The sequence below is a fragment of the Azospira sp. APE16 genome, from assembly GCF_047901315.1.
Taxonomy (GTDB): Bacteria; Pseudomonadota; Gammaproteobacteria; order Burkholderiales; family Rhodocyclaceae; genus Azospira; species Azospira oryzae.
The window spans coordinates 1,246,506-1,258,883 of the sequence record NZ_CP179682.1; the positions used below are offsets into that span (position 1 = coordinate 1,246,506).

The window sequence follows — 12,378 nt, forward strand, 5'->3', positions numbered from 1 at the left end:
ACCACGTTGGGAGGAACAATGAGAAAAATTCTGGGAATGGCATTTCCCCTGCCCCTTGCCCTGAGCCTGTCCCTGGGGCTGCTGGCGGCGCCCGCGCACGCCGCGCCGCCCAAGAAGGAAGCCGCCCCGGCCCCCGCCGCCGCGCCGGCCCCGACCACGCCGGAAGAAAAGCTGGCGGCCATGAAGATCAACATCGCCGCCGCCGTCGCCGCCGGCAAGAAGGCCTCCTTCTTCTGCGCCAACTGCCACGGCGAGGACGGCAACAGCAAGTACCCGGAAGTGCCCAACCTGGCGGGCCAGAACCCGGCCTACCTGCTGGAGCAGATCCGCAAGTTCGGCTCCGGCCAGCGCAAGGATGAATTCATGCAGGGCCTGATCAAGGTGCTGTCCGACGACGAGCGGGTGCAGATTTCCCTGTTCTATTCCGAGTCCAAGGTGGTGCCGGGCAATGCGGACGCCGCCCTGGTGCGCCGCGGCCAGGATACCTTCGCCAAGCTGTGCGTGCGCTGCCACGGCGAGGATGCCCGCGGCAACGAGAAAATCGCCCGCCTGGCCGGCCAGCAGAAGGAATACCTGATCCGCTCCATCACCCGTTACCGGGACAAGACCGGCGAGCGCATCGATCCCCTGATGCAGATCGCCACCGCGCCCCTGACCAATGACGACATCAAGGCCGTGGCCGCCTACCTGACCACCAAGCGCTGAGCTGCTTCAGCCCGCGTCTGGCGCCGTCAAAAAGCCCGGGCCCCTCTCCTTTGCAGGAGCAGGGGCCCGGGCTTTTTCTTGTCCGGAAAAAGGCGATCCTTGCGGCAGCCTCAGCCGGCGCGGCGCTGGTACAGACGCAGCCTTTCCGTCTTGTCGCCGGGACGGGCGCCTTCCCAGACCCGTTCCCAGCCGGTGCCGGCGGTGCCGCTGCTCTTCACCGGCACCAGGGCCAGCATCCAGTCGCAGCGCTTGCCGTCGCTGCTGGTCAGGGGCAGGGGGCGCAGGTCGCCGAAGATGTCGAGGGAAGCCTTCAGGGCCGGCGACAGTTCGCCCCGCACCGCGACGCAGCCGTGTTTGGCCGGCAGGGCCTGGGTCAGGCCGGCCACCACCGGGCGGTAGCTCTTGCCGTAGTCCACCCAGGGGAACCACAGGGCGGCCACCAGCCCCCACAGCAGGGTGACGCCGGCGGTCCAGTGGGTCAGGCCCCGGTAGGGCGAACGGGGCGAGGAGAAAATGAGCCAGAACCAGGCGGCGCTGAGGGCCAGGGCAAAGAGCACGGGGAACAGGGCGAAGCTGCCTTCGAAGCCCGGCGCCAGCTTGACGAAATTGCGGGCGATCTTGGGCGGCAGGCCGAAGACCATGGCGCTCCAGCCCAGCCAGATGAGGGCGGCGGCCACGGTGAAGGTCATCATGCCGAACCAGTCGAAAAGATTGGTGGCGCCCCGGCGCAGGGTCTTGATGCCGCCGGCGCCGAGCAGGGCCAGGGGTGCCAGCAGGGGCAGGGCGGCTACGCTCTTGGCATCCACGGTGCTGACCACGGTGAGGAAACTGGCGAGAAAGGCTGCCAGGGGCAGCAGCAGGGCCGGGGCGGGCGTCGCGGTCAGCCATTCCCGGCGCCGGGCCCACAGGGTCCACAGGGCCAGGGGCAGGGCCGGCCAGGCGTACCAGGGCAGCATGTTGAGCAGGACCAGGGCGTTGCGCCAGCCGGCTTCCAGGCTGCGCAGCTGGGCCAGTTCCCCGTTCCACCAGACGCCGGCCTGGGCCGGGGTCAGCAGCACGGACCATAGCAGGGGGCCGATGGCGGCCAGGGCCAGGGACAGCAGCAACAGGGGGGCGACCAGGGTTTTGCGCGGCGCCAGCCAGGGCAGCAGCACCAGGGGCAGCAGCAGGCCGGGCAGGGCGGCCAGGCCGGCGGCGAGGAAGGCTGTCAGGGCGCCGCCGCCGAAGACCAGGGCGCCGCTCCAGGGGTGGCGCCGCAGCAGGGTCAGGCCGGCCAGGGTGGCGGCCTGGGCGGCGAGGAAGGCGATGGCCGGCTGGGCTTCGTGGCTATGCACCAGCAGGCCGATGCAGCCGGCCAGCAGCAGGGGGGCGGAGGCGCTTTCGTCGCGGCCATGCAGCTCCCGGCTGGCCAGGGCGAGGAAACCCAGGCTCAGGGCGGCATAGAGGGCGGTGGCCAGGCGCGCGCCGTCGAACCAGGGCAGCAGCCAGGCGAAGGCCTTGGCGGCCAGGGCAGCGGTCCAGTAGTAGAGCGGCATGGCGTCGGGCCAGGCATCCCGCCCCAGTTGCAGGACCAGGCCGCCGTCGCCCTGCAGCAGGCGCCAGACGATGCCCAGGTGGGTGGCGTCCTCGGCCTTCCACGGATCGTGGCCCACCAGTCCCGGCAGCAGGAACAGGGCGAGCAGCAGGAGCAGGGGCAGTCCCCGGAAAGGGACGGGGTAGCGCGTGGCGGGGCCGGGGAAGTGGCGGTCGATCATGGCCGATAGGTGACTGGAGGTAAGGGCGGTCAAAGCAAAAAAGGCAGCCCGTGGCTGCCTTTTTCATTGCGCGGCGCCAGGCGCCGGATCGTCCGCAGAAGCTTAGGCGGACTTGCGCAGGTTGCCGAACTTCTGGTTGAACTTTTCAACGCGGCCGGCGGTGTCCATGATCTTCTGCTTGCCGGTGTAGAACGGGTGGCAGGAGGAGCACACTTCCACGTTCAGGGGCTTGCCCATGGTGGACTTGGTGGTGAAGGTGGCGCCGCAGGAGCAGGTGACCTGGATGTCGTTGTATTCGGGGTGGATACCGGGCTTCATGGTGTGTCCTTTCGAGTCTCTTGGCCGGCGGTTGTGACCGGCCCCTGGAAAACGCGGGATTATCCCTGAACTTTCCAGTAGTTGCAAATGTTTTGTCGGGGCGCCGCCGGGCCTCAGCGGCCGCTGCGCATGGCGTCGAAGAACTCGGCGTTGGCCTTGGTGGCCTTGACCTTGTCCAGCAGGAATTCCATCGCTTCCAGGTCGTCCATGTTGTACAGCAGCTTGCGCAGCACCCACATCTTCTGCAGCACGTCGGGCTTCAGCAGCAGTTCCTCGCGACGGGTGCCGGAGCGGTTCACGTTGATGGCCGGGTAGATGCGCTTCTCGGCCATGCGGCGATCCAGGTGGATTTCCATGTTGCCGGTGCCCTTGAACTCTTCGTAGATCACGTCGTCCATGCGGGAGCCGGTTTCCACCAGGGCGGTGGCGATGATGGTGAGGGAGCCGCCTTCCTCGATGTTGCGGGCAGCGCCGAAGAAGCGCTTGGGCTTCTGCAGGGCGTTGGCGTCCACACCGCCGGTCAGCACCTTGCCGGAGGCAGGCTGCACGGTGTTGTAGGCGCGGGCCAGGCGGGTGATGGAGTCGAGCAGGATGACCACATCCTTCTTGTGTTCCACCAGGCGCTTGGCCTTCTCGATGACCATTTCGGCGACGATGACGTGGCGGGTGGCCGGTTCGTCGAAGGTGGAGGCCACCACTTCGCCGCGCACGGTGCGCTGCATTTCCGTCACTTCTTCGGGACGCTCGTCGATGAGCAGGACGATCAGCTGCACGTCCGGATGGTTGGCGGTGATGGCGTGGGCGATGTGCTGCAGCATCACGGTCTTGCCGGACTTGGGCGGGGCCACCAGCAGGCCGCGCTGGCCCTTGCCGATGGGGGCGATCATGTCGATGACGCGGGAGGTGGTGTTCTCCTCGGCGCGGATCGGCCGTTCCAGGTGCAGGTGGGAGGAGGGGTGCAGGGGCGTCAGGTTCTCGAAGAGAATCTTGCTCTTGCACGCTTCCGGGGACTCGTAGTTGATCTTGTCCACCTTGACCAGGGCGAAGTAGCGTTCTCCGTCCTTGGGGGTGCGGATCTCGCCCTCGATGGTGTCGCCGGTATGCAGGTTGAACCGGCGGATCTGGGAGGGGGAGACGTAGATGTCGTCGGTACTGGCCAGGTAGGAGGTTTCCGGGGAACGCAGGAAACCGAAGCCGTCGGGCAACACTTCCAGAACGCCGTCGCCGAAGATGCTCTCGCCCTTCTTCGCATGCTTCTTGAGCAGGGCGAAGATCAACTCCTGCTTGCGCAGCCGGTTGGCGCCCTCGATTTCGTTGGTCGTCGCCATTTCCAGCAATTGGCTGACGTGGAGGTTTTTCAGTTCGGATAGATGCATGGCGTAGGGGGAGTGTCGAGTTTCAGGAAGGGCGGACGGAAGCCGCGTTGAAACGACAGGCAGTGGAAGGCAGACAGAGAAAGTGTCGGGAATCGAAGGTGCGGCGTGCGGGCCGGACCCGGTCAGGGCTGAAACGAAAACGGTCAGGGCGGGGGAGAGCGACGGTGCTTCTTGGCCCGGAGAACCCGGTGTGTTGCAGCCTGAAAGTCCAACCCTTAATCGCGCAGGTTTTTAGTGTTCGTATGCGCTAGGCGCCCTGGTGCGGCGCGGCCGGAACTTTCAGGCAGGCAGCCTAAAGACTTTACAGGTTGCTGTCAATAAAGGCGGTGAGCTGGGACTTGGAGAGGGCGCCGACCTTGGTGGCCTCGACGTTGCCGCCCTTGAACAGCATCAGGGTGGGGATGCCGCGGATGCCGTACTTGGCCGGGGTCTTCTGGTTGTCGTCGATGTTCAGCTTGGCCACCTTGAGCTTGCCGGCGTATTCGGTGGACACCTCGTCCAGGATCGGGGCGATCATCTTGCAGGGACCGCACCATTCGGCCCAGTAGTCCACCAGCACGGGTTGCTCGGACTGAAGAACTTCGGCCTCGAAGCTGTCGTCGGTGACGTAATGGATGTGTTCGCTCATGGAAAAAGCCTCGTTGGGAATCTAAGTCTTTGGAGATTGGGGGAAATGTGTCCGGCGCCGGAAGGGGCGGACAGGTTGGAACGGGCCTATCCTAACGAAAAACCACGGGCATGGGAAGTTGCCGTAAACTTCGTCTCCCGGGAATCCGGCGCCACGGCCCGACTTCAGGCGAAGGCCGGTTGCGTCTGGCAATTCCCGATTCCGCATGCCGATATTATTTCGAGATTCCCATGGCCTACGTCGTCACTGAAAACTGCATCCGCTGCAAGTACACCGATTGCGTCGATGTCTGCCCCGTAGACTGCTTCCGCGAGGGGCCCAACTTCCTCGCCATCGACCCCCAGGAATGCATCGACTGCTCCCTGTGCGTGGCCGAGTGCCCGGCGGAGGCCATCTTCGCCGAGGACGACGTGCCCGTGGCACAGCGGCACATGATCGAACTCAACGCCGAGCTGGCCCGCCAGTGGCCGGCCATCACCCAGCGCCAGCCGGCGCCGGCGGATGCGGACGAGTGGAACGGCAAGCCGGACAAGCTCAAGCTGCTGCAACGCTGAGCCGGGTCCGCTTCGATGTCCGCCCTGCAAATCCTGCCCCTGCCCGCCGGCCCCGGTTTTCTGCCGGCCGTGGCCCATGGCATCCTGGCCCTGGGGGCCGAGCGCGGCCTGGGCCTCAACCTGGCGTCCCTGCACGTCTGCGTCCCAGGCCTGCCCCTGGCCTCCCTGCTGCGCCGGGAACTGGGCAGGGTGGCTGCCCAGCCCCTGCTGCTGCCGGTGTGCGACACCCTGGCCCGCTGGGCCGGGACCCAGGTGCTGCAGCCGGCCCCCCTGCCGGAGAGCGAGCGCCTGCTGCTGCTGCGGGCCGCCCTGGCCGAGCGCCGCTGGTTCGAGGAAGGCGCCCTGTGGGGCGTGGCCGGGGAGATGGCGGCCCTCTTCGACGAACTCACCGAGAATGCCCTGGCCCTGCCGGCGGACGAAGCCGCCTTCGTCGCCGAGCTGGAGGCGGCCTACGCCATTCGCCACAGCGTGCCCCTGGCCTTCGAGGCCCGGGTGGTGCATGAACTGTGGCGGGTCCTGGCCGGCCTGGGGCGGCCCGACGCCCCCGGCGCCTACGCCCTGCAACTGGCCCGCCTCGCCGAGGCTGCCGCGGCGCCCCTGGTGGCGGTGCTGGACGGTCCGCCGGAAACGGCCCTGAAGCCGGCGGAAAAGGCCTTCTACCAGCGCTACGCCGAGCGTCAGCCGGTGTTCCTCTACTACCCCATGCCGCGGCAGCAGGATGAAGCGCCCCTGATGCGCACCCTGGCCGCCGCCTGGCCCCTGCCCGATCCGGCTCAGGAGATGGTGCCCCTGCTGGAACGGGCCCAGGCCCTGCCGGCCCGGGTGCCCGCCAGCCCCCTGGCCGAGCGCCTGCAGATACTCGCCGCCCGGGGCCGGGAACAGGAGGCCCGGGGCGCTGCCGCCCTGGTGCTGCAATGGCTGCAGGAGGGCAAGCGGCGCATCGCCCTGATCGCCCAGGACCGCCTGGTGGCGCGCCGGGTGCGGGCCCTGCTGGAGCGGCGCGAGGTGCTGGTGGCGGATGAGACCGGCTGGAAACTGTCCACCTCCCGGGCCGGCGCCGTCCTCGACGGCCTCCTGGAGACCGTGGCCGGCGCCGCCTATTACAAGGACGTGCTGGACCTCTTGAAGTCCCCCTTCCTCTGCGACGACCTGCGGGACAACGCCCGCAAGGGCGCCGTCTTCGCCCTGGAGCAGGCGGTGCGCCGGGGCGGCGTCAAGGCCGGCCTGGCCGGCATGCGCCGGGTGCTGCAGGCCGTGGATCAGCCCACCGCCGCCCAGGAGCGGGCCCTGGCCCTGCTCGATCGTCTGGAGGCGGCCCTCAAGCTGCTGGCCAGCCGCGATGCCACCCTGCCCGACTGGATCGCCCGCCTGGAAAAGGCGGTGGACGCCCTGGGCGCCCGCCAGCGCCTGCTCAAGGACGCCGCCGGGGCGGTGATCCTGGACCTGCTGGCCCAGCGCCGGGAGGAACTGGCGGAGAGCCGGGACCGCTTCCCCTTCCACGTTTTCCGCGACTGGCTCAACCGGGAACTGGAAAGCGAAGTCTTCCGCGACCTCTCCATCGACAGTCCGGTGCTCATGACCCACCTGGCCGCCACCCGCCTGCGGCCCTTCGAGGCCGCCGTGTTGCTGGGCGGCGATGCAGGGCGCCTCAAGCCCGCCGAGCCGGCTGCCGCCTTCTTCAACCAGAGCGTGCGCCAGGAACTGGGCCTGCCCACCCGGGCCGCGGCCCAGGAGCGCCTGCGTGCCGACCTGGCCCTGCTCCTGGCCAGCGTGCCCCAGGTGGCGGTGACCTGGCAGGAGGAACGGGACGGGGAACCCCAGCTGCTGGCGCCGGAGCTGGACCGCCTCGCCGCCCTGCACCGCTTCGCCTGGGGTAGTAGTCTGCAGGGCGCCGTGGCCGCCCTGGCCGATCCGCCGGAAGGCGACGCGGCGCGCCCCGGCCCCACCCGGCGGCCGGCGCCGGTGCTGGCGCCGGAGGCGGTGCCCCTCAAGTATTCGGTCAGCGCCTACACCGCCCTGGTGGGCTGCCCCTACCGCTTCTTCGCCCGCCACGTGCTGCGCCTCAACGAGCTGGACGAGGTCAGCGAGGAAATGGAAAAGCGGGACTACGGCCTGCTGGTGCACGAAGTGCTGGAACGTTTCCATAAACAATACCCGGTGCTGACCCCGGTGCCCGAGGCCGAAGCCCTGGCGGCCCTGCAGGCGCTCACCCGGGAGGTCTTCGCCCGGGCCCTGGCGGACAACTACCTGGCCCTGGGCTGGCGCCTGCGCTGGGAAAAGCGCCTCGCCGCCTATCTCGCCTGGCAGCGCCAGCGGGAGGCCGAGGGCTGGTACTGGCACGACGCCGAGACCAAGCAGAGCCGCCTCTTCCCCCTGGCTGACGGCGTCCAGGTGGAACTGCATGGCCGCATCGACCGCACCGACACCGGCCCCGACGGCTATTCCCTGCTCGACTACAAGACCCGCAGCCGCCAGGCCATCAAGTCCGGCCTGGAAGAGGACCTGCAACTGGCCGCCTACGCCGCCCTGGTGGGCGAGGATGCGGAGGAGGCCGCCTACGTGGTGCTGGACGACGACAAGGTGGAAGCCCTCTCCGCCAGCGAAGACCTGCAGGCCGACGCCCAGGCCCAGGCCGCGCGCCTGGTGCGGACGGTGCAGGCCATGCGGGCCGGCGCCTCCCTGCCGGCCCACGGCGTCGCCGCCCTGTGTACCTATTGCGAAATGTCCGGCCTGTGCCGCTACGAACACGTGGATGAAATGAACGACGGCGTGAATGCCAGTGCCCCGGGGGAGCCCCACCATGACTGATCCCCGCCAACTGGTGCTGGACGCCCTGGACCCGCGCCGCTCGGTGGTGGTGGAGGCCTGCGCCGGCAGCGGCAAGACCTGGCTGCTGGCTTCCCGCATCGTGCGTCTGCTGCTGGAGGGCGCCGCCCCCGGCGACATCCTGGCCATCACCTTCACCCGCAAGGCGGCCCGGGAAATCGAGGAACGGGTCATGGGCTGGCTGCGGGACCTGGCGGCCATGCCCGATGCCGAGGCCACTGTTTTCCTCGCCGAGCGCGGCATGACGGCGGACGCCGGCCTGCTGCGCCGGGCCCGGGGCCTCTACGAGCGGGTGGCGGATGCCCAGCCGCCCCTTTCCGTGCATACCTTCCACGGCTGGTTCCTCCAGCTCATCGCCGCCGCGCCCCTGGTCTCCGGCCTGGCCGGCAGCAGCCTGGTGGAATCCACGGGCCGCCTGCTGGAAGAGCTGTGGCAGAACTTCGCCGCCGAACTGCAGACCGATCCTGAAGGCGAACTGGCCGGCCACTTCACCGCCCTGCTGCAGACCGCCGGCCTGGACAGTACCCGCAGCCTGCTCATGCGCCTGGTGGCCCGCCGCGCCGAATGGCTGGCCTACACCGGCGGCCAGGAAGACGGCGTCGCCCATGCCCTGGAGCGGCTGCAACAGCTGCTCGGCGTCGGCGAACCGGGGGAAGGCCTGGAGGCCTTCTTCACCCCGGGTTGGGAGGCCGACTACCACGCCTACCTGGGCTTTCTCGAACAGAGCGAGACCAAGACCGACCAGGGCCTGGCCGCCACCCTGCGCGGGGCCCTGCAGCCGGGGCTGGCGGCGGAGGCCGCCTTCGATATTCTCGGCAGCGTGCTGCTGACCCAGAGCGGTACCCTGCGCTCGCGCAAGCCTTCCGGCGCCCTCGACAAGCGCTTCGGCAGCGACGGCGCCGCCCGCTTTCTCGATCTGCACCAGCGTCTCGGTCAGTCTCTCCTGGCCACCAGGGAAGTACTGCGGGCCGAGCAGATTCTCGAGTTCAACCGCCACGGCCTCAGCCTGGGGGCCGCCTTCCTCGAGCGCCTGGAAAAGCACAAGCAGGCCCGCCGCCTGATCGACTTCGTCGATGCGGAATGGCAGGTGCTGCAACTGCTGCAGGACGAGGGCCACGCCGCCTTCCTGCAGGCCCGCCTGGACGCCCGCTACAAGCACATCCTGCTGGACGAGTTCCAGGACACCAACCCCCTGCAATGGCAGATCCTCCTGGCCTGGCTCGATGCCTACACCCATGGCGACGGTGGCGAGGCCCCCTGCCTGTTCCTGGTGGGGGACCCCAAACAGTCCATCTACCGTTTCCGCCAGGCCGAGCCCCGGCTTTTCGCCACGGCGGCGGATTTCCTCGAACACAACTTCGGCGCCCGCCGCCTGGCCCAGGACGCCACCCGGCGCAACGCCCGGTCGGTGGTGGAGGTGGTCAATGCCCTCTTCAGCGTCGAGCCCGCCTTCACCGGCTTCCGCCCCCAGAGTTCCCTGGCCGGTGAGTTGCCGGGCCGGGTGGAGCTGCTGCCCCTGGTGAGCCTGGCGGAAGAGGAGGAGCAAGGCGCCGGCGCTGCCCTGCGCGATCCCCTCACCACCCCGGCGACGGAAGCCAGGGACCCGCGGCGGGACGAGGAGGCGGCCCGCCTGGCGGCCCGCCTGCAGCAGTTGATGGCCACGCTGCGGGTCAAGGAAGGGGAGGGCGAACGCCCGGCCCGCTGGGGCGACGTCATGCTGCTGGTGCGCAAGCGCACCCAGCTGGCCGCCTACGAGCGGGCCCTCAAGGCCGCCGGCATCCCCTATCTGGCGGCCTCCCGGGGCGGCCTGCTGCAGACCCTGGAAGCCCGGGACATCGCCGCCCTGTTTGAATTCCTGGTACTGCCCTCCGCCGACTTGGCCCTGGCCCAGGTGCTGCGCACGCCCCTCTTCGCCGTGGGCGACGACGACCTGCTGCAACTGGCCGCCGCCGGCCCCGGCCCCTGGTGGGAACGCCTCATGGGCCTGTGCAACCGGGGCGAGGCGCGGCCGCGCCTGGCCCGGGCCTTCGCCCTGCTGGACGGCTGGCTGAAGGCTGCCGACGTGCTGCCGGCCCACGACCTGCTGGACCGGGTCTTCCACCAAGGCGAGCTGCTGGCCCGCTACCGGGAAGCCGTGCCGGCGGCCCTCTGGCCCGGGGTGGAAGCCAATCTGCTGGCCCTGCTGCAACTGGCCCTGGACCTGGACGGCGGCCGCTACCCCAGCCTGCCCCGCTTCATCGACGAGCTGTCCCGCCTGCGCGATGCGGATGCGGACGAGGCACCGGACGAGGGCATCGTCGAAGGTGACAGCAACGACGGCCAGGGCCGGGTGCGCATCCTCACCATCCACGCCGCCAAGGGCCTGGAAGCGCCCATCGTCTGGCTGCTCGACGCCAATGCCGAGGGCGGCGGTCCCGCCGACGCCTGGAGCCTGCTGGTGGATTGGCCGCCGCAAGCGCCCCGGCCCGAGCATCTTTCCCTCTACGGCATCAAGGCCGACCGGGGGGCGGCCCGGGAGCCCCTGTTCGAGGGCGAGGCGAAGCTGGCGGAGCGGGAGGAACTGAACCTGCTCTACGTCGCCGTCACCCGGGCCAAGCAGGTGTTCGTCGCCAGCGGCAGCGCACCGAAAAAGGGCGACTCTCCCGAGAACAGTCCCTACCAGCGCCTGGCCCGGGCCCTGGCTGCCCTGGGGGCGACGGCGGACGAGGCCGGCACCCTGGCCTACGGCGATCTTTGTCTGGATGCCATGACTGGGAGCCAGGCGGGAAGCCAGGCGGGAAGCCAGGCGGGAAGCCAGTCTTCGCCTGGTATGCCTGAAGAATGGCATCCTGCGCCGTTCCTGGCGGTGGAGCCCGTGGGAGAGCGGCGCCTGGGGCCGGGGGAGGACGCCCTCTTCGGCATCCTCCTCCACGGCTGCCTCGAGCGCCTCACCGCCGGCCTTGCCCTGGAGCCGGACTGGTGGCGCAAGGTGGGCGGCGCCACGGCCAGCGAAGCCGGCGGCCAGGAAGCCGAGGCTGCCGCCCGGCGTCTGATGGCCCGGCCCGAGCTGGCCTTCCTGCTCGACCCGTCCCTGGTGGCCCGCAACGAGGCCGAGATCAGCAACGCCGAAGGCCAGGTGAAGCGGGTCGATCGTCTGGTGGAAACGCCGGAGGCGGTGTGGGTGGTGGATTACAAGAGCTCCCGCGCCGACACCAAGCGCCTGGCCGAGTACCGCCGCCAGGTGGCGGAGTACCGGGAACTGCTGACGCCCCTCTATTGGCAGAAGCCCGTACGCGCCGCCCTGGTGTTCGGCGACGGCACCCTGCTGGAGGTGCAAGAAATGCTGTCCGATTTGGGGTAAACGCCACTTTCCCTATTGCAGGGGATGAACTAACATCCGATCACTAATCCGGGTCCGGCCCTCCCCAGGTGCCGGAGACAATGAGACAGCGACGACAGCGAACATAAGCGACAAGGGGAACAGACATGCATGTGCGGGATATTCTGGCGATCAAGGGAACGGTGCTGTTCACGGCCATGCCCCAGCAGACCCTGGACAACGCCGTGGCCGCCATGGCCGAAAACGACGTGGGCTCCCTGGTGGTCATGGGCGGCGGCAAGATGGTCGGCATGCTGACCTTCCGCGAAGTGCTGAAGGCGGTGCACCGGCACAAGGGCAACCTGGCCAGCGTCAAGGTCGAGGACGTGATGCTCTCCGCGCCCATCACGGCCAGCCCCGATATGGAAACCAACGAGCTGCGCCACCTGCTCATCGAAAACCACCAGCGCTACGTGCCGGTGATGGACGGCACCACCCTGATGGGCGTGCTCTCCTTCCTCGACGTGGCCAAGTCCGTGCTCGAGGAACAGAACTTCGAGAACAAGATGCTGAAGAACTACATCAAGAACTGGCCGGACGAGGAAGGCTCCGCCTGATCCGCCGCCGTAGCCTCCCATGCCAAGCTGCCCGCCGCGCCTTCCAGGTCCGGCGGGCAGCGGCGTTTACAGCCCGGGAAAAGCCCGGGAGGTGTTCCGGGGCGCAGCCCGAGGAGCCTTTGCCGGGGCTGGCGGCAGGGCCTTGGCGATGGCCGCCGGGGGCCGGGTGAGGCGATGAATCGGCAGGGCCTAGGGGATTTCCCCCGGGCCCCGGCTGTCCCACTACCAAGGGGGTGAAACTCGGGTTACAATGATTTCAAACGGTCGTTTGAACCGTCAATAAGAAAACCCACAAGACCCTT

At 68.9% G+C, this 12,378-nt stretch carries 9 protein-coding genes; 5 read left to right on the forward strand and 4 right to left on the reverse strand.

Annotated features, from left to right (window positions below):
- Positions 1-36: 36 nt before the first annotated feature.
- On the forward strand, positions 37-705 hold the full coding sequence (locus ACLSSQ_RS06155) for a c-type cytochrome (RefSeq protein WP_232058827.1): 669 nt from the start codon (positions 37-39) through the stop codon (positions 703-705).
- Between the two features lie 110 nt (positions 706-815).
- Here ACLSSQ_RS06155 and ACLSSQ_RS06160 read toward each other — a convergent pair whose 3' ends face one another.
- The 4 genes from ACLSSQ_RS06160 to trxA form a co-directional block, all read right to left on the reverse strand.
- The gene (locus ACLSSQ_RS06160) at positions 816-2,459 is read right to left on the reverse strand and encodes a hypothetical protein (protein WP_416244069.1); all 1,644 of its coding nucleotides are present in this window, start codon (positions 2,457-2,459) and stop codon (positions 816-818) included.
- 102 nt (positions 2,460-2,561) lie between these two features.
- Positions 2,562-2,777: a 50S ribosomal protein L31 gene (rpmE, locus tag ACLSSQ_RS06165; protein WP_014238231.1), complete on the reverse strand. Its 216-nt coding sequence runs from the start codon at positions 2,775-2,777 to the stop codon at positions 2,562-2,564.
- Between the two features lie 113 nt (positions 2,778-2,890).
- Positions 2,891-4,153: a transcription termination factor Rho gene (gene rho, locus ACLSSQ_RS06170; RefSeq protein ID WP_014238230.1), complete on the reverse strand. Its 1,263-nt coding sequence runs from the start codon at positions 4,151-4,153 to the stop codon at positions 2,891-2,893.
- A 301-nt stretch (positions 4,154-4,454) separates the two neighbouring features.
- Positions 4,455-4,781 carry a thioredoxin TrxA gene (gene trxA, locus ACLSSQ_RS06175; protein WP_014238229.1) on the reverse strand — a complete coding sequence of 109 codons (327 nt, stop codon included), beginning with the start codon at positions 4,779-4,781 and terminating at the stop codon, positions 4,455-4,457.
- 230 nt (positions 4,782-5,011) lie between these two features.
- Between trxA and fdxA the strand changes: the two genes are divergently transcribed.
- The 4 genes from fdxA to ACLSSQ_RS06195 all read left to right on the forward strand — a co-directional run bounded on the left by fdxA (position 5,012) and on the right by ACLSSQ_RS06195 (position 12,076).
- Positions 5,012-5,335 (forward strand): ferredoxin FdxA, encoded by a 324-nt coding sequence (gene fdxA / locus ACLSSQ_RS06180; RefSeq protein ID WP_416244070.1) that lies wholly within the window; start codon positions 5,012-5,014, stop codon positions 5,333-5,335.
- A 15-nt stretch (positions 5,336-5,350) separates the two neighbouring features.
- On the forward strand, positions 5,351-8,143 hold the full coding sequence (locus ACLSSQ_RS06185; protein ID WP_416244071.1) for a PD-(D/E)XK nuclease family protein: 2,793 nt from the start codon (positions 5,351-5,353) through the stop codon (positions 8,141-8,143).
- Entirely contained in the window at positions 8,136-11,501 is a 3,366-nt protein-coding gene (locus ACLSSQ_RS06190; RefSeq protein ID WP_416244072.1) for a UvrD-helicase domain-containing protein, read from the forward strand. The genes ACLSSQ_RS06185 and ACLSSQ_RS06190 overlap by 8 nt, the downstream gene beginning before the upstream one ends.
- A 125-nt stretch (positions 11,502-11,626) precedes the next feature.
- Complete coding sequence (locus ACLSSQ_RS06195) at positions 11,627-12,076, forward strand: CBS domain-containing protein (protein WP_014238225.1); 450 nt, start codon at positions 11,627-11,629, stop codon at positions 12,074-12,076.
- Positions 12,077-12,378 lie beyond the last annotated feature (302 nt).

Bases quoted from the DNA above. Each gene is read 5' to 3' on its own strand.
- ACLSSQ_RS06155 (WP_232058827.1), top strand. From the start codon at position 37: ATGGCATTTCCCCTGCCCCTTGCCCTGAGCCTGTCCCTGGGGCTGCTG.
- ACLSSQ_RS06160 (WP_416244069.1), bottom strand. From the start codon at position 2,459: ATGATCGACCGCCACTTCCCCGGCCCCGCCACGCGCTACCCCGTCCCT.
- rpmE (WP_014238231.1), bottom strand. From the start codon at position 2,777: ATGAAGCCCGGTATCCACCCCGAATACAACGACATCCAGGTCACCTGC.
- rho (WP_014238230.1), bottom strand. From the start codon at position 4,153: ATGCATCTATCCGAACTGAAAAACCTCCACGTCAGCCAATTGCTGGAA.
- trxA (WP_014238229.1), bottom strand. From the start codon at position 4,781: ATGAGCGAACACATCCATTACGTCACCGACGACAGCTTCGAGGCCGAA.
- fdxA (WP_416244070.1), top strand. From the start codon at position 5,012: ATGGCCTACGTCGTCACTGAAAACTGCATCCGCTGCAAGTACACCGAT.
- ACLSSQ_RS06185 (WP_416244071.1), top strand. From the start codon at position 5,351: ATGTCCGCCCTGCAAATCCTGCCCCTGCCCGCCGGCCCCGGTTTTCTG.
- ACLSSQ_RS06190 (WP_416244072.1), top strand. From the start codon at position 8,136: ATGACTGATCCCCGCCAACTGGTGCTGGACGCCCTGGACCCGCGCCGC.
- ACLSSQ_RS06195 (WP_014238225.1), top strand. From the start codon at position 11,627: ATGCATGTGCGGGATATTCTGGCGATCAAGGGAACGGTGCTGTTCACG.